Origin of the sequence: Pseudomonas sp. BBP2017 (assembly GCF_003024385.1) — a bacterium.
Taxonomy (GTDB): Bacteria; Pseudomonadota; Gammaproteobacteria; order Pseudomonadales; family Pseudomonadaceae; genus Aquipseudomonas.
In genome coordinates, this window is the sequence record NZ_PVZN01000004.1 from 236,643 (window position 1) to 255,360 (window position 18,718).

Genomic DNA, 18,718 nt, shown 5'->3' on the forward strand with positions numbered 1-18,718 from the left:
AAGGAGTCTGCGGTGAACGATTTCAACGAGTGGACCCGTTTGGCGCAACAGCAGCGCCTGATCGATAGCGCGTTTATCGACGGCCAAGCGTGCCAGGCCCAGAGCGGCGCACGCTTGGATGTGATCAACCCGGCGACCGCAAAGCGCTTGGCCCAGGTCGCTGCGTGCGGCCAGGCCGATGTCGATCGGGCCGTTAGCAGCGCCCGCCGGGCATTTGAACAGGGCCCCTGGGCCAAAATGGCGCCGAGCGAACGCAAAGCGGTACTTGTGCGGCTGTCGCAGCTGATGCTCGAATACCGCGATGAGCTGGCTTTGCTCGACTCGTTGAGCATGGGCAAACCGGTGATGGACGCCTGGAATATCGATGTGCCCGGCGCCGCCCATGTGTTTGCCTGGTATGGCGAAAGCCTCGACAAGCTTTACGGCCAGGTCGCACCAACCGCCAGCACTGCGCTGGCAACCATCACCCGTGTGCCACTGGGGGTGATTGGCGCGGTAGTGCCATGGAATTTCCCGTTGGACATGGCCGCCTGGAAGCTGGCCCCGGCCCTGGCAGCCGGCAACAGCGTAGTGCTCAAGCCGGCCGAGCAATCGCCGTTTTCGGCGCTGCGTCTGGCTGAACTGGCGCTGCAGGCAGGTATCCCGGCAGGCGTGCTCAACGTCGTGCCGGGCCTGGGCGAGGAGGCCGGTCGTGCGCTGGGCCTGCACATGGACGTGGATGCACTGGTGTTCACTGGCTCCACCGAAGTGGGCAAGTACTTCATGCAGTACGCGGCGCAGTCGAACCTCAAGCAGGTGTGGCTGGAATGCGGTGGCAAAAGCCCGAACCTGGTGTTTGCCGATTGCCAAGACCTCGACCTGGCAGCGGAGAAAGCCGCGTTTGGCATCTTCTTCAACCAGGGTGAGGTCTGCTCGGCCAACTCGCGGTTGCTGGTGCAACGCTCGATTGCGGATGAGTTCGTCGAGCGCCTGATTGAAAAAGCCCGCCAGTGGCAACCCGGCAATCCGCTGAATCCGGCCAGTCGCGCCGGGGCCATTGTTGATGCACGGCAGACCCAGCGGATCTTGCAGTACATCGAACAGGCTCAGGGGGAAGGTGCGCAATTGGTCTGTGGTGGCCGACAGCTGAGCTTCGACGGCTCGGACAACTTCGTCGAACCGACGATTTTTACCGACGTCACCGCTGAGATGACCCTGAGCCGTGAAGAAATCTTCGGGCCGGTGTTGGCGATCAGCGTGTTCGATGATGAGGACCAGGCGGTGGCTTTGGCCAACGACCACATCTATGGCCTGGCTGCTTCGGTGTGGACCGATGACCTCAACCGCGCTCATCGCGTGGCGCAACGGTTGAATGCCGGGACGGTGTCTGTGAATACCGTCGATGCCCTGGATGTCACGGTGCCTTTTGGCGGTGGCAAGCAATCGGGCTTTGGCCGCGATCTTTCCGTGCATTCGTTCGACAAGTACACGCAGCTGAAAACCACCTGGATTCAGCTGCGCGGCTGAGGACCTCAGCCCCCCACACGGAACGTGAAGGAGCGGGGCTTACCGGCGATGGGCTGCATAGCAGCCCCAGTCGCAACACCGATCTGTTCTTACAAATACAACAAGACGGAGCAACCGATGAACAGCAATGCAAGCGTGTCCACAGGCACCCTGGCGCCGCCTGTGAGTAGCAAGAAACTGGGCCTGACCGCCCTGTTGGCCGTGGCTATCGGCCTGGTCGTGTCCCAGGGGGTAATGGTACTGATGCTGCAAGGCGTCGGCATCGCCGGGGCGGGCTTCATCGTGCCGCTGGCGCTGGCCTGGCTGTTGGCCTTGAGTTACGCCTGCTCGTTCTCCGAGCTGGCCTTGATGATCCCCCGCGCCGGCAGCCTGAGCAGCTACACGGAAGTGGCGATCGGCCAGTTCCCGGCGATCCTCGCGACCTTTTCCGGCTACGTGGTGGTAGCGATGTTCGCCCTGTCGGCAGAGCTGCTGCTGATGGAGTTCATCATCGACAAGGTCTACCCGCACACGATGCCGCCGCTCACCGTAGCGCTTGGTGTACTCGCGCTGTTCACCGTACTCAACCTGTTCAACATCGACATCTTCGCCCGCCTGCAAACGGTGTTGGCGGTGGTCATGGTAGTGGCCCTGCTGGTCATGGGCCTGAGCGCGATGAACAGCGATATCGTCTCACCCAACCCGAACCTGCTCGAAAGCACCGGCTGGAACCCCTTGGGCCTGGGTGTGATTGCCTTGACGGCGATGGCGGTGTGGGGGTTTGTCGGCGCCGAGTTCGTCTGCCCGCTGGTGGAAGAAACGCGGCGCCCGCAGCGCAACATCCCGGCTTCGATGATGATCGGCCTGACGGTGATTTTTGTGATCATCGCCCTGTACTGCCTGGGTGCCTTGCTCACCGTGCCCCAGGCAGAGTTGGCCAGTAATGTGTTGCCGCATTACCTGTTCGCCACCACTGTGTTCGGCGAGGCGGGCAAGGTGTTCCTGGTCACGGCGGCGATCACCGCCACCTGCAGCACACTCAACAGTTCGTTGGCGGCTATCCCGCGCATGCTCCTGGGCATGGCCCGTAATGGTCAGGCGTTTGGTGTGCTCAAGCGTCAAGGCAAACGCACCGGTGCGCCGTGGGTGGCGGTGCTGTTTGTATCGGCAATCACCGGCCTGCCGTTGCTGCTGATGCATGACCATCCCGATGCGATCAACCAGCTGCTGCTGGCTGCGGCGCTGGCCTGGCTGCTGGCCTACATCATTACCCACGTCAACGTCATCGCGCTGCGTCGACGCTATCCGCAGGTGGCGCGTCCGTTCCGCACGCCGTTCTACCCATTGCCGCAGGTGTTCGGTATCGCCGGCATGCTCTTTGCGATCTGGCATGTCTCGCCGAGCCCGGAAATGACCTTCTCGATTTTTGCCTACGCAGGCCTGGTGCTGCTGGTGGTGTCGATCATCGCCGTGCTGTGGATCAAATGCGTTATGGGCAAACCGCTGTTCAAGCCAGAACCTCTGGAATGTGCCTCAGGCACCGCAAACGCTAAAAACCCGCAAGGAGACTCGCAATGACCACTCAAGTAAAACCCGATCGCAGCACCGGTGACTACCAGGCCCTGGATGCCGCGCACCACATTCATGCGTTTCTCGACCAGAAAGCCCTGAACGAGGAAGGTCCGCGGGTGATCGTGCGCGGTGAAGGCCTGGCGCTCTGGGACAACGACGGCAAGCGCTACCTGGACGGCATGTCGGGCCTGTGGTGCACCAACCTCGGCTATGGCCGCAAGGACCTGGCCGCCGCTGCCACCAAGCAGCTGGAACAACTGCCGTACTACAACATGTTCTTCCACACCACCCACCCGGCAGTGGTCGAACTGTCGGAGTTGCTGTTCAGCCTGCTGCCGAGCCACTACAGCCACGCGATCTACACCAACTCCGGTTCCGAAGCCAACGAGGTGTTGATCCGTACCGTGCGCCGCTACTGGCAGATCCTCGGCCAGCCACAGAAGAAAATCATGATCGGGCGCTGGAACGGCTACCACGGCTCGACCCTGGGCGCGACGGCGTTGGGCGGGATGAAATTCATGCACGACATGGGCGGAGTGATCCCGGATGTCGCGCACATCGACGAGCCGTACTGGTTCGCCCACGAAGGCGACCTGACCCCGGCCGAGTTTGGCCTGCGCGCAGCCCGTCAGCTGGAGGAAAAGATCCTCGCACTGGGCGCCGAGAACGTCGCCGCCTTTGTCGCCGAACCCTTCCAGGGCGCTGGCGGGATGATCTTCCCGCCAGACAGTTACTGGCCAGAAATTCAGCGAATCTGCCGCAAGTACGATGTATTGCTGTGCGCCGATGAAGTGATCGGTGGCTTTGGCCGTACCGGTGAGTGGTTCGCCCACCAGCATTTCGGTTTTGAACCCGACACCCTATCGATAGCCAAGGGCCTGACCAGCGGCTACATCCCCATGGGCGGCTTGATCCTGTCCAAGCGCATGGCCCAGGTGCTGGTGGAGCAGGGCGGTGTGTTCGCCCACGGCCTGACCTATTCCGGGCACCCGGTGGCGGCAGCGGTGGCGATTGCCAACCTCAAGGCACTGCGTGACGAAGGCATTGTCACCCAGGTCAAACAGGACACCGGTCCGTATCTGCAGAGCTGCCTGCGTGAGGTGTTCGGCAATCACCCGCTGATTGGTGAAGTGCAAGGCACCGGCCTGGTGGCGGCGCTGCAGTTTGCCGAAGACAAGGCCAGCCGCAAACGCTTTGCCAATGAGAACGACATGGCCTGGCGCTGCCGCACCATTGGCTTCGAAGAAGGCCTGATCATCCGCTCGACCCTGGGCCGGATGATCATGGCCCCGGCCTTGGTAGCCGGCAAAGCCGAGATCGATGAGTTGGTCGACAAGACCCGTATCGCCGTAGACCGCACCGCGCGCGAATACGGTTTGCTGTAAGCCCCCGTACGCCGGCTCGTACGGGCGGGCCGGCTTTCCTGAGGAACAGATCCATGTCCAGATCCTTGCGTTGCAGTGTTCCCTTTGCCTTGGCCCTGTTGTGCGGTGCCGTTCAGGCCGCGCCGCAGAGCCTTACCGTCATTTCCTTTGGTGGTGCCACCAAACAGGCCCAGGACAAGGCCTATTTCCAACCTTTCAACGCCAGCGGTGCAGGACGCGTCGTCGCGGGTGAGTACAACGGTGAACTGTCGAAGATCAAAGCCATGGTCGATGTCGGTCACACCAGCTGGGACGTGGTCGAAGTCGAAAGCCCGGAGTTACTGCGTGGCTGTGACGAAGGCCTGTTCGAACGCCTGGATCCGGCACGTTTCGGTGACGCGGCGCAGTTTGTGCCGGGGACCCTGAGCGAGTGCGGGGTGGCGACCTATGTCTGGTCGATGGTCATGGCCTATGACCACGACAAACTGGCCAAGGCCCCGACCTCCTGGGCGGACTTCTGGAACGTCAGTGAATACCCCGGCAAGCGCGGCTTGCGCAAGGGCGCCAAGTACACCCTGGAAATCGCCTTGCTCGCCGATGGAGTCAAGCCTGACCAGCTCTATAAAGTGCTGGCGACCCCTGAGGGGGTGAGCCGGGCCTTTGCCAAACTCGATCAGATCAAAGGCAATATCCAGTGGTGGGAGGCCGGTGCACAACCCGCGCAGTGGCTGATCGCCGGTGACGTGGTGATGAGCGCGGCCTATAACGGGCGCATCGCCTCGGCGCAGAAGGAGGGTATGAAACTGGGCATCGTCTGGCCGCAAAGCCTGTACGACCCGGAATACTGGGCGGTGGTTAAGGGCACGCCGAACAAGGCTCTGGCTGAGGACTTCATCGCTTTTGCCAGCCAGCCGCAGGCGCAGAAGGTGTTCTCCGAAGAGATTCCCTATGGGCCTGTGCATCGCGATGCGCTGAAGCTTTTGCCTGAGGCGGTGCAACAGCAGTTGCCTACTGCTCAAGCAAACCTCGCCCAAGCGCAGGCGGTAGACGCGGCGTTCTGGGTCGATCGTGGAGAGGAGTTGGAGCAGCGCTTTAACGCCTGGGCTGCGCGCTGAGTTTTTTGGCAAGACTTTGCCTTGCATCGCTGGCAATGCCAGCTCCTACAGGGGATCGGTGTATGCCGTACCTGCAGGAGCCAGCATTGCTGGCGACAGGCGGGTTCGCGCCTTTATTTCAGCCAGGCCGCAAACTGCTCCTTGCAGTAATCGACAAACAACTGCGCAGGCTTGGTCAGCTGCGCACGTTTCAACCAGCCGGCCACCAGCCCTGAGCCGGTGACATCTTCGGCCAGCTCTACGCACACCAGTTCCTGTCCATCATAGGTGCTGGTAGTAAGCGGCCGGGTAACCAGCAGCGCAAAACCAAAGCCCTGGCCGACCATACCGCGCACCATCTCGATCGAAGGCGAGCTGAAGATAATGTTCGGGCTCAGCCCCAGCTCTTCGAAAATGCTCACGAAATAGGTACGGCTGGGCTGCACATCCAGCAGAATCATCGGCTCCAGGGCCAGATCACGCAGCGACACCTGCGTCTGCTCGGCAAAGCGATGCCCTGCGGGCAGCAAGGCGTAGGGCCGTTGCGGAGCCATCAACGCTTCGGTCTCGATGGTGCTGTCCAGGTCATGATCGTAGAAGATCGCCAGGTCGTAACGCCCGCCCGTCAGGCCTTGCACCAGTTCCTGCTGCTCGCCGTCCTGCAGGCGGATCTCGACCCCGGCAAAGCGCTCGCGAAAGCCTTTGATCAGGCGCGGCAGGTAGAGCGGGGCGACTGTTTCGAAACAGCCGATATCAATTTGCCCGCAAACCACATCGTTGTCAGCCAAAGCGTTCTGTTCAAACTCCCGGGCCATGCGCAGCAGTTCCATGGCTTTGCGATAGAAACGCGCGCCACCGGGCGTAAGTGATACGCCCTGGGCGTGATGGCGGATAAACAGCTGCACGCCGAAGCTGTCTTCCAGGCTTTTGATTGCGGTTGAAATCGACGGTTGCGCGATGTACAGCTTGCGCGACGCCTCAGCGACACTGCCGCACTCCACGGTGGTGACGAAATACTTCAACTGACGCAAGGTATAGGACGCCACAGTGCACCTCTGGCTGATTATTTTGCTACAGGTTACCCCTTTGACGTCCGGCGGCTGCAGCGGATTTTGCTCGCCATTGAGCATATTTTCGCTGCGCAACCGCTGCGTGCTTGCAGTTAATCGGCAGTAAGCTCGTGTACCTGCCAGCGCACAGCGCTGACACCTTTTTCCAGGCTCACCCGGCTGACCAGGCGTTCCAGCTGGGTCGGCGCATCAGGGCTGCCCAACAGCTCGGCGCGCACTTCCAGCTTGGCTGGATTAGCCAGATCTTCGCTGTGCAGTGACTGCAGACGCAGGCCGCCGCTGCCGAAGCTGTGCAGCATCAGGCTGCGCACCTGGATTTCATCTTCGGCGCGGCAGGTGATACGCACCTCGAAACGCTGCTCGGCTTCATTGGCCGGCAGCACCTCTTGATGGTTGAGGCGTTGGGCGATATCGCGCAACAGGATGTTGGCGCAGAGCACCACGCAGCTACCCACTGCAGCCTCCAGCAGCAGGCCCATGCTGCACAGCACACCAACAGCAGCGGTGCACCACAGCGTCGCGGCGGTGTTCAAACCGCGCACATTCAGGCCGTCGCGCATGATGACCCCACCGCCGAGAAAACCAATACCGGACACCACATAGGCGGCAATACGCGAAGCATCGGTAGCGGCCATGCCCGGCACGGCCTGGGTCATCAGCACGAACAGGCAGGCACCGGTGCTGACCAAGGCATTGGTGCGCAGGCCGGTCAGGCGCTGGCGCAGTTGACGTTCAGCGCCGATCAGGGCGCCCAGTACGAGCGCGACGGTGACGCGCAGGAGAAATACTTTCCAATCCATGACAAACCTCGAATCCACGGCGCAGGGCCGCAACGCATCGAACACTGCCGATGCAGGTATGAATAAATGGATTGCGCAAGGTCACAGGCCACGGGTACGAACAATCGTCTCGGGCTTGCAGGAAGGGAGTATGAAGCGTCGTCATCCGCTCAGGATGCGAGGCGCCACCGACCACCATGTACGGCGGGGCAGTGGCAGAAAGAGTCTGCTGAACTAGCGCGCCGTATGAACCTGTCGCAATCGACCAGAGCTACTGTCCAATGCAGGACTCCTGTATAGGCATGCAAAAATGCGGGCGAGAAACTAACGTTGAAAAGCACCAGGGTCAAGGTTGTTTTCATGACAATTGCTTGCCGGGCCACCCGGGTCAGCGAAGCTTTGCTGGCGGTTGCCGTATGCCAATGGCGTGACGAAATGCCTCCTGCCGGGCGGGTCAAAATGGTAGGCTCTTGGCCGTTTGTGCCAACCTGCCGATAGATGTCGCCATGATCCTCAACCTAGCTGTTTTTCTCTGCACCTTGACGGCCATGGAGGGCATCGGCTACCTGGCGCATCGCTACATCATGCATGGCTGGGGCTGGTTCCTGCACCGCTCGCACCACGAGCCGCATCTGGGGGCGCTGGAAACCAATGATGTCTACCTGCTGGTCCTGGCGCTGATCGCCTGCGCCCTGGTGGCCATCGGCCGCGCCGGGCATGCGCCGTTGCAGTGGGTGGGGGCGGGGGTGGCGGTGTTCGGGATGATCTACGTGATTGTGCACGACGGTATCGTGCATCGGCATTGGCCTTTCAAGCCGCGACCGCGCAACCGTTATCTCAAACGCTTGTACAAGGCGCATTTGCTCCACCATGCGTTGAAGGGGCGCGATAACAGCGTGTCGTTTGGCTTTCTGTATGCGCCGCCGATGCACAGGTTGAAGCGGCAGTTGCGCGCGCGGCGGCATGGTTGAACGCTACTGATGTCTGGGATTGACGCCTTCGTGTACATCATCAGCTTGGATCAATCGTGAGAGCGCGCGTCGAAAACCCTCCACTTTGTTCACATCACCCCTCGTTCTGTGGGTAATGACGCCGTAAGCGTAAGGGAATAAACCATCCAGCCACTCTCTTGGGTGGATCTCGACGCTGTTCTCCAGTGTGGTAACGACCCAGTGGGGGAGCCATGAGAAATCACGGTCCGAGAAGTTGACTTCGCCTGCGACCAGCAATGCAAGCGTGGTACGCAGCGATGATTTTTCCTTCACTAATAGCGCTTGAAGTGCCTGGCAAGCGTCAGGATTATCTAGCAGTTCGCGCAGATCGCTAGGCTTATTAAGCGCCAGTGAGGTTGGAAGCAGGGCAGACAAGGCCGGCAACAAGGCTGTCCAGCGTTTTTGCACTTCAAGATCAATCCCGACGAAGTCCAGCGCCGGAGGCACAAGCGGCGGGTTACGGATATCCGTGGGTGTCAGGTAGCGCAGGCGAAGGCTCATGATCTCCATAAAGAGCCGATCACTGGCGCATAAAGACTCGACAGCGGACGCGGTGTCCAGTGTGATTGACGGCGGCGGGCCGATAATGAACGTCGCATTGCGTCGGTGGGGAAGGTAATTAATGTCGTCCCAGCTGTCGCTCAGGCAGCGAGCGAGCCAGGTCTGGGGTGTTGGGCCGTTGAACGGATCCAGGTTCATAGGGACGCCAAAACCGTTGAACACCAAGTGACCGAGAGGATTGAGGCGGCTCTTCAATAGCTGGTGGAACCCGTGATCAAACACTATCGGGGCATATCCGCACTGGGTGTAGAGGTCGACAATAATGACGTCATACAGGTCTTGGGTGGCGACCAGGAAAAGCGTGGCATCGGCGACCACACTCTCAAAGTTGATATGCGCAGCAAGTCGATTCCGGTTGTCGAGGCTACGTACGAGGGCGGTTTCGTCCAAATCAACGGCCAACAGGCTTGCCACCCTTCTACCGGCTGCAATCGGTGCCAGTGCCACACCAGCCGAAAGCCCCAGCATCAGAACCGAGATTTTATCCTTGGCCGGATCTCCCAAGAAACCGGTACAGCCCATGTCGTCATAATACTGACCGCAGAAAATCTGTTCATGTCGAGAAATTTCAAATCGATCCTTGAAGTCCGGCATGGTGAAAGTCAGCTCCGTCGGTAAGGGGCAGGGGTACGACAAGGCAAGTCAGTGTGCAAACGCTTCAGGGTATTTTTCCAAGTAGGCATCGTTGAGCTGCGTATCTTGGGATCGCATGAAGGTTTTGAAATCGGGTACCAGAAAGACCAACAGAGACAACAGCAGCACCATAACGCCAAGCAGCGTAATTGTCAGTGCGATCCCCAAATGGCTGATCAGGGGGGGCGTGGCGAAACTGCCAAAAGGGCTGGCCGATGCTGACAGAAATGAAACCGTGGCAAAAATCCGGTTCCGATGGAACTTGGGCGTCGCCAGCAACCTGACAGCGGAGGTGGGGATGTTGATCAACATCAGGCCGACGCCGCCGCAGAAAAAGGCTGCAGGCACGATGAAAGAGGATGAAACGGTGCCAACAACCACAAGGTTACACCCCAGTAATGCAAAACCTGCAGACACACACATGTCACGGGGGACCCGGTGGGATAACCAGCCGATAATCTTGTAACTGCCCAGTAGAATGCCGAGCCCGAAGCATGAATCCAGCAGGCCGATGTAAGTGACCGGGTACTGGATGACATCCTTTACGTACAGTGGGATCAGGATGGTGAAGAATGGAAATAGGGCAAAGTTGATGAACATTGCAATAAGGGCCAAGTAAAATTCAACTTTCACGCTATAAACCACTTTGAAACCGGAATAGATCATACTGAAACCGCTGGCACCCGGGGCTTTTTCGCCTTGATCAGTGGCGCCGATGTGATTCGGGATGGTCGCAATCAACACCCCGGCGATGAGGATGGCGAAAAAGTCGGCGGCGAAGGCGGGCGTGATACCGAACCCGTAAATCAATCCGCTGGCCAGTACCGGCCCCAGCAGAATTGAAAAGGACGACATCACGCTTTTAGTCCGAAACGCCAGGGATACTTTATTGTCGTCTGCGAATAAAGGGATGATCGACGCCTGAAGAGGATCGCGCACGCCGACAATTGCACTGCTTACTATCATCAGCGCGCCCACTGTCCAGGGGTTGAACGACCCCGTGGCGGACAGCACTACCATCAACAGCGCGGTTATCAGGCTGATCCATGAGGCCAGCTTGATGATCAGAATTTTGTTGTACCTGTCCCCCAACCATCCCAGCAAGGGTTTGGCTAACACCTCCGCCGCGATGGAGCAAGCAATCATATTTGCAAAATAGAGCGAAGAGCCTGTTTCCTGCAGGGCCCACCAAGCAACCGCCAGTTGATTGCACCGCCCCCCCAGAACCATCAGCAAAAAGCTGAATTGCACTTTCAACAGGCGTCGATCGATGTTGGGAGAGCCCCACGTAATGCCTGAATTGTTAGCACTCATAGACGTACCTTTGACCCGGATAGGGTCACTATGCAATCAGGGTTCAAGAAACGACGGGGGTGTGTGCATCAGGGTAAATCGCCAGATATCGTTCGATGCCGCCTTCAAGGCTATAGAGTTCCGCATCTTGGCTGATGCTGCGAATTGCTAGTAAGGCCGCCTTGCTCCTGACGCCAGTTTTGCAATAGAAAACGACACGCCGGGTAGTATCCAGTTCTTCCCGGCGCTTGATGATGTCCTTGAGCGGGATCAGTCGGCCACCCAGCGAGCCTTGCTGATGCTCGCTGACGTCGCGCACATCGACTAGTTGAAATGGCGCTTGTGTCGCTATCCAGTCATGCAGTGCGTAGGGTGACAGCCAATCTCTATCGCACCATGCAGGGGTACTCGAGTCGCCAAGCGCCCTCGCCGGGCGCCGATCACGTGTTGTTTTGTTTATGGTCAACAGGTGGAAACTGTTGTCCAGACAATCAATAGACAACAATTTCCCGCTCAAGGGCTCCCCGGCACGAAGGATCAGCTTGAGCACTTCATTGGCCTGAAAGCAACCGAGCAAACCGGGTATGACACCGAGAACGCCGGCTTCCGAGCAGTTTTGTGTCAAGTGAGGTGGAGGTGGTGTTTCGAACAGATCCCGGAAGCACGGCCCCCATTGTTGGGTGTGCCGGTTGTAATAATTGAATACTGATACCTGCCCCTCGAACTGACTGATCGACGCATAGACCATCGGTTTTTCGTACTCAATACAGGCATCACTGATGAGGTATTTGGCGTCGAAGTTATCAGTGGCGTCGACGATGATGTCGTAGTCCGCCAGCAGCGATTGGACGTTGTCCGCGTTCAGCGTCGTGGCAACGGCGTGGGCGACGATTTCGGGGTTCAACTGGTTAATGCGGCGCTTGGCTGCCAACACTTTCAGGTCACCCACATCGGCAATCGCATAAAGAATTTGTCGGTGCAGATTGCTCACGTCGACGATGTCGTTATCAACGATACCGATCGTCCCGACCCCAGCACCTGCAAGGTACAGGAGTACCGGGCAGCCCAGCCCACCGGCGCCGACTACCAGCACCTTACTGTCTCTGAGGCGCTGCTGTCCCTGAGTACCCACTTCGCTGAGGATGATTTGACGGGCATAACGAGAGGTGTTCGTCTTCAGGTTGCATTGCATGTCAGCCACCTGCCACTGCGCTGATCAGAATCAATTGTGCACGACTGTCCAGGGGACAACGACGGTCATGCTCGCTTGTGACGGGCATTCCGTCGACGAACAGTCCTACGAACGGCAGTGGATACAGGTCTTCAGTGAAGACTGGGCCAATCAAGTCGGGAAACCGTGTGGTCAGATTGTTCAGGACATCGCTGACAGACAAGCCCTCAGTGGCGTGTGTTTTATGTTGATCGGTGTAGGGCATGAACTGCCGAGGAAAGTGCACGACTGCCATTGGGTCATCCTTGAGCGGTGTCAGTTGTTGGTTCGCTGGAAAACACTTCCAGCCTGGAGGTGATCAGTTTTCCGATTTCAGACAGTTCGGTCGAAGCTTGGAGAGTGGCCAGACTTTTGAGGAAGTACTGATGCAAGAACCCAAGTCGTTCGGGGCGCGCACGTACAGAACCGCTGGCCAGCAACCGCTGGTGGTAGTTCACGGCGCTGATCGCGAACAGGCAAGCCAACAAGACACCCCGAGGATTTTTGCCGCCTGTTCCTGATGGAAGTATGTAGTTTTCCGAACTGCCCTTGAGCTGGAAGTCGTAAATCTCGGCGATCATACTTGACCAGATATGAGACATTTCATGCACTAGTAACTCTTCAAGGTCCGTCATGCTGGTAAATGCAGCTTCGCCCAAAAACATTTGCTGCGGCAGCACGGGGTTGGTCAGGCTGACTTGTTGGGTCAGCAGCTTATGTATGTTGATCGGTAGCTCGAATAACTCGGTCCATTCCGGCAGCAGAGTTTTTAGGTTGCGCTTCGCTTCAGCCAACATGATCTGCTCGGCGTCACTGAGCGCTTGATGGGGTGGGGCGTGGGCGCTCCTTCGATATGCAGGTTATACAGGGTAGTGGCAAAATTTGGTTGCAAATAGGTGCTTAAAGATAACTCGCCTCCCTCTATGTTTTTACGTACAACGGCTACGAGTGTTAAAAGCTTTTTGCTATTGAACCCTGGATGCACAAAGGGCAGGCCGTTAATTTCACGAAGTATGTCTGATGGTGACATTTTATTTTTCCGTTCTCGTCCATGGTTGTAGCTTGAGGAAGTCGATCAAATCCAGGCTCTTTATTCGATAGGCAGAAAAATTTTCCAAGGCGCTGTCTATTTGCTTCGCCGCAACAGGAAGTGCCAGCAAAGCTTTTTTCAAACAGCTTAACGTTCGATGTCCGTACCACATGTTTTTCAGATGGTGAAGTATGTGTTGTTCCTGTGCTGGTGTAATTATCTGCTCGATCGCCCACTGTCTTAAAAATTTCCTGATATGAATAAGTGGCTCGCTGAGTGAAAGGAAAGGCTCTTGAGCTTGATGTATTAAAGTTACCTCGTCGTCGGACATGTCCGGATCGCTGGCGAACTGTCGATACACTTCACCAAAGCCTGTCATTCCCAGCGTGTCCATTTCACAGGCGCGAATGGCCCCCATGGAAGATAATCCCCAAATACGCCAACCAGAACCTAAAGCGTTGAGTATTTCAGAATGTCCGACGGCAGGGTGTGTATGGAAAACACCATCGACTATGGCGAGGTTCGAGGGTGGCGACTGAGTTACCAAACGCTCGATATCGCCGCGTTTGACGGGAGGGCGTAATATCAGGCTGCTACTGCACAGTAATTGATGGTCTATCCCTTGTAGAGAGGGGCCCGCAAACAGCGTGCATGCCTCAAGCGCTTTGTTTGACATACGTAAGTAACCTCGGACCGACCCTTTTCAAACCAGGCTCAAAGGCTTCAAGTCCCGGAATAATAATTCTCACCACAGAGATGTCGTCTGCCGTTTTACTGAGCAAAACCCTTAGCACGGTGCTGAGTCCGACACTCTGCAATCGCTCGATGAGCAGTTCCCAGGCCGATTCGATCGTGGGAATCTTGGCTTCTTGGCAGTCGATGGAGGAGTAGTCGACCATCTGGCTTCGGGACGTGGCCACGGTACGCAAGCGTGAGATGGCCTGAAGCTCGACCGTACGCCCTGTTTTCTCGAAATATTTGACGCGTTCAATGATGTCGTCACGGCCTCCATGTATGTGGCTTAAACGGCTTTGAGCTGCCTCACAGATGGCCCGGATCAAGGCGATTTCTTTAATGGGGTGCAACCCTGAGCCGGTGGCCACAGAGATGGGCGCCTGGGAAGTCTCTTCCATGATAAAAGCCTGAAAATAGGCCAGGCCAAAACAGTTTTGTGTGTAACGAATCGACAGGGTCAGTCCCGCGTCGATGATTTTATTGATCAGTGCTTCGGTTTCTGCGCTGGAGCGGTCCAGATTGACGAGACAAGAGCGGTCATGTACATGATTAAAGGCTTGAACATCACGCTCCATGAGCTCGCAAATAGCGTGTACTGAGGCTTCCACCAAGTCATTGCCTGACGCCAGGCCGCTGGAGCTTTCCCCGAAGAGTCGTTGCCCGGGATTTTCGGGGTAAGGAATGAACACCAGTTCGGCGGGTGCAAGTACCTTTTTCTTGCGTAATACGTCTTCAATGTGTACGGCCATGATGAGTGAGTCGGCGTCGGCAGAAAATCCATACAACATGCAAAATTGATTGAATGCTATTCGTCCTTCGTGACTTTCAATGAGTTTTCTCGGTGTGGTCTTTAGCAGTTTTAGTTGCGCGGTGTTGTATTGCGCAAGGCTGAACTCGATGGCTTCCATGTACGCGCCTATTTTGGCTTCTGCTGGTCTGAGACCCTTGCCAGCGTTTACGCATAGCGATCCCTTCAAGGCGTCGGGTCGTATACTGGCAAATACCGGGATGCCGATTCGGTCTAGCCATGTCGTATCAGTCACTCGAGTAATCCCCAGGCGTGGGGCTATGTTGATGATGATGTTTAATGTTTCTTCGGCGCTGCGTCGACGAAGACTCGAGCTAAGCCTTTGCATAACTGATAACCTTTGAGCAATGAGAGGCATGTGTAGATATCGCGTTTAACAAAGTAAAAACGGGAGAGAATGACTTCTCTCCCGTTTCTTTAGGCTGCGGTTGCTACGTCTTCACCTAGAGCGAGAGTCAATACGTTGTTGTTCGACTGGTGCGCCACAAAGCCGGCGTGCATCAGGCTTTCATTATTCAGAATTACGGAAAACTTATCCGCGGTTTCTGCATCAAGTTCAAGTTCGAAGGTTGCATCTTTAACTAAGAAATTCATGTGGCTCGTCCTGTTCATAGTGCTGCGTTTGAGAAGGTTCGTTGCGCAACACTTATGAAGCATTGCAGGTAATGTCTTCCTGTCAAGTTAAGATTTTTTGTTTGGGTGTGTTTGTTTAGTGCTTGCCTGGCAAGTACTGGAAGTACTCGTGGATTGCTGTAGGGCTATTCCGGTTTGATGGGTGTTATTATAAACATCTTATTTAGATATATGCAGTGATGAAAGCCCGCCTTGCGCTGCGCTTTCTGCGCCTAATAGTTTTGCTACCTTGGTCGTTCCACGGAGTTAGTTATATATGTGAATACCTGCTGCGGCACACCTGAGCTGTTGGGTGCCGATAAGGGCGTTTTTGACGAGTCGGCCAAAGCATTTAAGCTCGTGTTCCTGGGTCGATTCGATCAGCAGCGCTGCCTCGGCCTGGGTCGTCAACGGGTTGCCGGGAATCGATTATGAGACGAAACTGTCGCAGTCTCTGCGCAATTTCATACAAGATTGCCCGGCGCTTTAGGCGTAGGCTGGAGTTCTTCCCTACATGGAGTAAACCCTTGAGCCTGCATATCGAAACCCCGTTGCTGGCATCTCGCCCGCTGAGCCTGGCCAGTGGCCTGGACATCTGGCTGAAACTCGACGCCTTGCAGCCTTCCGGCTCGTTCAAGTTGCGCGGTATTGGTGCGGCCTGTGAGGCCTATGCCAAGCAGGGTAAGCGCCGTTTTGTATCGTCGTCAGGTGGCAATGCCGGGATCGCCGTGGCTTACGCCGGGCGCTGCCTGGGCCTGGCGGTTACCGTCGTGGTGCCGGAAACCACCACCGAGCGGGCCAAACAGCTGATCCGTCAGGAGCAGGCTGAAGTCATCGTTCACGGCAAAGCCTGGCACGAGGCCAACACCCTGGCGCTGTCGCTGCTGGGCGATGACGATGCCTACATCCATCCCTTCGATGACCCGCTGCTCTGGCAGGGCCACGCCAGCATGATTGATGAAGTCGCCGCCAGTGGCCTCAAGCCCGATGCTGTGGTGCTCTCGGTGGGCGGCGGCGGTCTTTTGTCCGGCGTTTGTGAAGGCCTGGCGCGCAACGGTTGGGGGCAGGTGCCGGTGTTTGCGGTAGAAACCGCAGGCGCCGCCTCGCTGGCCGCCGCCATGGCACAGCAGCAGCTGGTGGCGCTGGACAGCGTCAACACTGTGGCCACGTCTCTGGCGGCCAAGCAGGTGTGTCAGCGGGCTTTCCAGTGGACTCAGGAGCGTCCGGTGTACAGTCACGTCATCAGCGACCGGGAAGCGCTCGATGCCTGCGAGCGGTTCCTTGCTGACCAACGCATTCTCGTCGAGCCCGCTTGTGGCGCGGCGTTGGCACTGGCCTATGCGCCAACAGCGGAACTCAGGCGTTATCAGAAGGTGCTTGTGATCGTCTGCGGTGGCGTCACCGCGACCATCGATCAGATCCGCCAATGGCGGGCGGCGTGCTGATGCCGCCCTGGCAGATTACATTGCGGTTTCCAGCTATTCCGCCTCGCGGGGCAAGTCGGGACGCTGCACCGGCGCACCCACCAGGGCATCGTCGTGTCCACGACTCACCCACCAGCCAAACCCCGCCGCCGTAAAGAACATAATCAAGCTGTAAATCGCCGCCGGTATCGCCATGGTCGAGTTGTTCAGCAGGGTAGGGGCCAGGGCCAGTGCGATGGCCAACGTGCCATTGTGAATGCCGATCTCCATGCCGATGGCAATCGCCTGACGCTTGGGGATTTTCAGCAGGCGTGGCAGCCAGTAACCAATACCCAGGCTCAGCAGGTTGAACAGCAGCGCAGCGCCGCCCACCACGGGCGCGTAGTCGAGTACGGTCTGCCAGTCCTTGACCATCGCCAGCACGATGGTGAAGAGCAGAAACAGGGCGGCAATAATCTTCATCGGCCGCTCCATGCGCACCGAAAACCCTGGTGCCAGGCGGCGGATCAGCATGCCCAAGGCCACCGGCACCAAGACAATCGCAAACACCTGCAGCACCTTGCTAAATTGCAGCGGTATTGCCTGATCAGCAGTCATGAAGTACGCCAGCGACAGGTTCACCAGCAGTGGCATGGTCAGGATCGCGATCAGCGAGTTGACCGCAGTCAGGGTCACGTTCAAGGCTACGTCGCCATGGGCGAGGTGGCTGAACAGATTGGCGGTGGTGCCGCCAGGGGAGGCGGCCAGCAGCATCAGACCCACCGCCAGAGCTGGGGCCAGGCCGAAACCTTTTGCAATAAGAAAGCAGATAAAAGGCAGCAGGAGGATTTGGCAGGCCAGGCCGATCAGCACCGGCTTGGGGAATTTCACCACCCGGGCAAAATCGGCCAAGGTCAGGGTCAAGCCCAATCCGAGCATGATAAAGCCCAGGGCGAGGGGCAAAAATGCACTGAGCAACGGCGATGCAGTCATGTCGAAATCTCGCAAAAAGGGATGAGCGCCAGTGTAGGTGAGGATTTCAGGCTCTGTAGCCGGCTTATGTGGCGTCATTCACGCCAGGCTGTTGCGTCAAGGCGCCGCGCTTGTCGGCCCAGGCCTCAGGCAGTAGCATTCATGCTTTACTCAAGGATCCGACTCCCGATGCAGTTCCAGCCAGGCATTCTCGCCGCCCCCGTTCCCGCCCAAGCGCGTCACCTGTTCTTCACCCTGCATACGCCGGCCGCACTGGTGGCTGTGCTTGCTGCGCTGCAGCAGCAAGTGGATGGCAGCCGCGTGGTAGCCGGTTTCGGGGCGCCGCTGGTACAGGCGCTGGGCCGCAGCATTGAGGGCTTGTGTGCATTCCCACAACTGACCGCAGCGGTAGACAACCCGTGTACCCAGCATGATCTGTGGTTGTGGCTGCGTGGCGACGACCGCGGCGACCTGTGGTTGCTCAGCCAGACCCTGGAAAAACTGCTGGCACCGGCCTTGAGCCTGGTTGAAGCCACCGATGCCTTCCGCCACAAAACCGGCTTCGACCTGACCGGTTATGAAGACGGCACGGAAAACCCGGTGGAAGATGCTGCGGTCGACGCCGCTATCCTGGCCACTGACGTACCTGGCCTGAGCGGGTCGAGCTTTGCCGCTTTGCAGTTGTGGCGTCATGACCTGGATTGCTTCAAGGCGCTGGCGCAGGCCGAGCAGGACGACATCATTGGTCGCCGTAAGGCTGACAACGAAGAACTCGATGACGCGCCGCTGTCGGCTCACGTCAAACGTACGGCCCAGGAAAGTTTCGAGCCCGAGGCGTTTATTGTTCGTCGTTCGATGCCGTGGGCCGATGAGCGCGGTGCGGGGCTGGCGTTTCTGGCCTTTGGTCACTCGTTTGATGCCTTTGAGGCGCAGTTGCGGCGTATGAGCGGTCTGGAAGACGGCGTGGTGGACGCTTTGTACCGATTTAGCCGGCCACTCACCGGTGGTTACTACTGGTGCCCACCGCTCAGTGCACAAGGGCTCGACCTGAGCGCGTTGCTCGGCTGAAGCTGCGCGTCGCCTGCATCGCTGGCAAGGCCAGCTC

18 protein-coding genes are annotated in these 18,718 nt (G+C 57.9%); 7 read left to right on the forward strand and 11 right to left on the reverse strand.

Going from position 1 to position 18,718, the window contains the following annotated elements; all coding sequences use genetic code 11:
* Positions 1–12 precede the first annotated feature (12 nt).
* The 4 genes from C6382_RS08235 (at position 13) to C6382_RS08250 (ending at position 5,536) form a co-directional block, all read left to right on the forward strand.
* The gene (locus C6382_RS08235) at positions 13–1,506 is read left to right on the forward strand and encodes an aldehyde dehydrogenase (RefSeq protein WP_107024015.1); all 1,494 of its coding nucleotides are present in this window, start codon (positions 13–15) and stop codon (positions 1,504–1,506) included.
* 117 nt (positions 1,507–1,623) lie between these two features.
* Complete coding sequence (locus tag C6382_RS08240; RefSeq protein ID WP_107024016.1) at positions 1,624–3,063, forward strand: APC family permease; 1,440 nt, start codon at positions 1,624–1,626, stop codon at positions 3,061–3,063.
* Positions 3,060–4,442 carry an aspartate aminotransferase family protein gene (locus C6382_RS08245; protein WP_107024017.1) on the forward strand — a complete coding sequence of 461 codons (1,383 nt, stop codon included), beginning with the start codon at positions 3,060–3,062 and terminating at the stop codon, positions 4,440–4,442. The genes C6382_RS08240 and C6382_RS08245 overlap by 4 nt, the downstream gene beginning before the upstream one ends.
* Before the next feature lie 53 nt (positions 4,443–4,495).
* On the forward strand, positions 4,496–5,536 hold the full coding sequence (locus C6382_RS08250; RefSeq protein WP_107024018.1) for an ABC transporter substrate-binding protein: 1,041 nt from the start codon (positions 4,496–4,498) through the stop codon (positions 5,534–5,536).
* 113 nt (positions 5,537–5,649) lie between these two features.
* Here the strand turns inward: C6382_RS08250 and C6382_RS08255 are convergent, their stop codons facing one another.
* Positions 5,650–6,561 (reverse strand): LysR family transcriptional regulator, encoded by a 912-nt coding sequence (locus tag C6382_RS08255; RefSeq protein WP_107024092.1) that lies wholly within the window; start codon positions 6,559–6,561, stop codon positions 5,650–5,652.
* Between the two features lie 116 nt (positions 6,562–6,677).
* On the reverse strand, positions 6,678–7,385 hold the full coding sequence (locus C6382_RS08260) for an MgtC/SapB family protein (protein ID WP_107024019.1): 708 nt from the start codon (positions 7,383–7,385) through the stop codon (positions 6,678–6,680).
* 485 nt (positions 7,386–7,870) lie between these two features.
* Between C6382_RS08260 and C6382_RS08265 the strand changes: the two genes are divergently transcribed.
* The gene (locus C6382_RS08265) at positions 7,871–8,335 is read left to right on the forward strand and encodes a sterol desaturase family protein (protein WP_107024020.1); all 465 of its coding nucleotides are present in this window, start codon (positions 7,871–7,873) and stop codon (positions 8,333–8,335) included.
* Between the two features lie 3 nt (positions 8,336–8,338).
* Here the strand turns inward: C6382_RS08265 and C6382_RS08270 are convergent, their stop codons facing one another.
* The 8 genes from C6382_RS08270 to C6382_RS24015 form a co-directional block, all read right to left on the reverse strand.
* Entirely contained in the window at positions 8,339–9,511 is a 1,173-nt protein-coding gene (locus C6382_RS08270; RefSeq protein ID WP_107024021.1) for a spermidine synthase, read from the reverse strand.
* A 48-nt stretch (positions 9,512–9,559) separates the two neighbouring features.
* Positions 9,560–10,864 carry an MFS transporter gene (locus tag C6382_RS08275; protein ID WP_107024022.1) on the reverse strand — a complete coding sequence of 435 codons (1,305 nt, stop codon included), beginning with the start codon at positions 10,862–10,864 and terminating at the stop codon, positions 9,560–9,562.
* 43 nt (positions 10,865–10,907) lie between these two features.
* On the reverse strand, positions 10,908–12,035 hold the full coding sequence (gene moeB, locus C6382_RS08280) for a HesA/MoeB/ThiF family protein (RefSeq protein ID WP_107024023.1): 1,128 nt from the start codon (positions 12,033–12,035) through the stop codon (positions 10,908–10,910).
* 1 nt (position 12,036) lies between these two features.
* Positions 12,037–12,309, reverse strand: coding sequence for a MoaD/ThiS family protein (locus C6382_RS08285; RefSeq protein WP_107024024.1), 273 nt, complete (start codon positions 12,307–12,309; stop codon positions 12,037–12,039).
* A 4-nt stretch (positions 12,310–12,313) separates the two neighbouring features.
* Positions 12,314–12,850 carry a hypothetical protein gene (locus C6382_RS08290; RefSeq protein ID WP_107024025.1) on the reverse strand — a complete coding sequence of 179 codons (537 nt, stop codon included), beginning with the start codon at positions 12,848–12,850 and terminating at the stop codon, positions 12,314–12,316.
* A gap of 234 nt (positions 12,851–13,084) precedes the next feature.
* The gene (locus C6382_RS08295) at positions 13,085–13,759 is read right to left on the reverse strand and encodes a TfuA-like protein (RefSeq protein ID WP_107024026.1); all 675 of its coding nucleotides are present in this window, start codon (positions 13,757–13,759) and stop codon (positions 13,085–13,087) included.
* Positions 13,740–14,984, reverse strand: a complete 1,245-nt coding sequence (locus C6382_RS08300) for a YcaO-like family protein (protein ID WP_371919584.1) — start codon at positions 14,982–14,984, stop codon at positions 13,740–13,742. The genes C6382_RS08295 and C6382_RS08300 overlap by 20 nt, the downstream gene beginning before the upstream one ends.
* 59 nt (positions 14,985–15,043) lie before the next feature.
* On the reverse strand, positions 15,044–15,220 hold the full coding sequence (locus C6382_RS24015) for a hypothetical protein (RefSeq protein WP_158262102.1): 177 nt from the start codon (positions 15,218–15,220) through the stop codon (positions 15,044–15,046).
* Positions 15,221–15,765: 545 nt separating this feature from the next.
* Here C6382_RS24015 and C6382_RS08305 point away from each other — a divergent pair.
* The gene (locus C6382_RS08305; RefSeq protein ID WP_107024028.1) at positions 15,766–16,683 is read left to right on the forward strand and encodes a pyridoxal-phosphate dependent enzyme; all 918 of its coding nucleotides are present in this window, start codon (positions 15,766–15,768) and stop codon (positions 16,681–16,683) included.
* A 33-nt stretch (positions 16,684–16,716) separates the two neighbouring features.
* On the opposite strand, the gene C6382_RS08310 is transcribed toward C6382_RS08305, so the two are convergent.
* A complete protein-coding gene (locus C6382_RS08310; protein WP_107024029.1) occupies positions 16,717–17,634 on the reverse strand; it encodes a bile acid:sodium symporter family protein in 918 nt (305 codons plus the stop codon).
* Positions 17,635–17,802: 168 nt separating this feature from the next.
* Between C6382_RS08310 and C6382_RS08315 the strand changes: the two genes are divergently transcribed.
* A complete protein-coding gene (locus tag C6382_RS08315; protein WP_107024030.1) occupies positions 17,803–18,681 on the forward strand; it encodes a Dyp-type peroxidase in 879 nt (292 codons plus the stop codon).
* The last annotated feature ends 37 nt before the right edge of the window (positions 18,682–18,718 follow it).

Bases quoted from the DNA above. Each gene is read 5' to 3' on its own strand.
- C6382_RS08240 (WP_107024016.1), top strand. From the start codon at position 1,624: ATGAACAGCAATGCAAGCGTGTCCACAGGCACCCTGGCGCCGCCTGTG.
- C6382_RS08245 (WP_107024017.1), top strand. From the start codon at position 3,060: ATGACCACTCAAGTAAAACCCGATCGCAGCACCGGTGACTACCAGGCC.
- C6382_RS08250 (WP_107024018.1), top strand. From the start codon at position 4,496: ATGTCCAGATCCTTGCGTTGCAGTGTTCCCTTTGCCTTGGCCCTGTTG.
- C6382_RS08260 (WP_107024019.1), bottom strand. From the start codon at position 7,385: ATGGATTGGAAAGTATTTCTCCTGCGCGTCACCGTCGCGCTCGTACTG.
- C6382_RS08265 (WP_107024020.1), top strand. From the start codon at position 7,871: ATGATCCTCAACCTAGCTGTTTTTCTCTGCACCTTGACGGCCATGGAG.
- C6382_RS08270 (WP_107024021.1), bottom strand. From the start codon at position 9,511: ATGCCGGACTTCAAGGATCGATTTGAAATTTCTCGACATGAACAGATT.
- C6382_RS08275 (WP_107024022.1), bottom strand. From the start codon at position 10,864: ATGAGTGCTAACAATTCAGGCATTACGTGGGGCTCTCCCAACATCGAT.
- moeB (WP_107024023.1), bottom strand. From the start codon at position 12,035: ATGCAATGCAACCTGAAGACGAACACCTCTCGTTATGCCCGTCAAATC.
- C6382_RS08285 (WP_107024024.1), bottom strand. From the start codon at position 12,309: ATGGCAGTCGTGCACTTTCCTCGGCAGTTCATGCCCTACACCGATCAA.
- C6382_RS08290 (WP_107024025.1), bottom strand. From the start codon at position 12,850: ATGTTGGCTGAAGCGAAGCGCAACCTAAAAACTCTGCTGCCGGAATGG.
- C6382_RS08295 (WP_107024026.1), bottom strand. From the start codon at position 13,759: ATGTCAAACAAAGCGCTTGAGGCATGCACGCTGTTTGCGGGCCCCTCT.
- C6382_RS08300 (WP_371919584.1), bottom strand. From the start codon at position 14,984: ATGCCTCTCATTGCTCAAAGGTTATCAGTTATGCAAAGGCTTAGCTCG.
- C6382_RS24015 (WP_158262102.1), bottom strand. From the start codon at position 15,220: ATGAATTTCTTAGTTAAAGATGCAACCTTCGAACTTGAACTTGATGCA.
- C6382_RS08310 (WP_107024029.1), bottom strand. From the start codon at position 17,634: ATGACTGCATCGCCGTTGCTCAGTGCATTTTTGCCCCTCGCCCTGGGC.
- C6382_RS08315 (WP_107024030.1), top strand. From the start codon at position 17,803: ATGCAGTTCCAGCCAGGCATTCTCGCCGCCCCCGTTCCCGCCCAAGCG.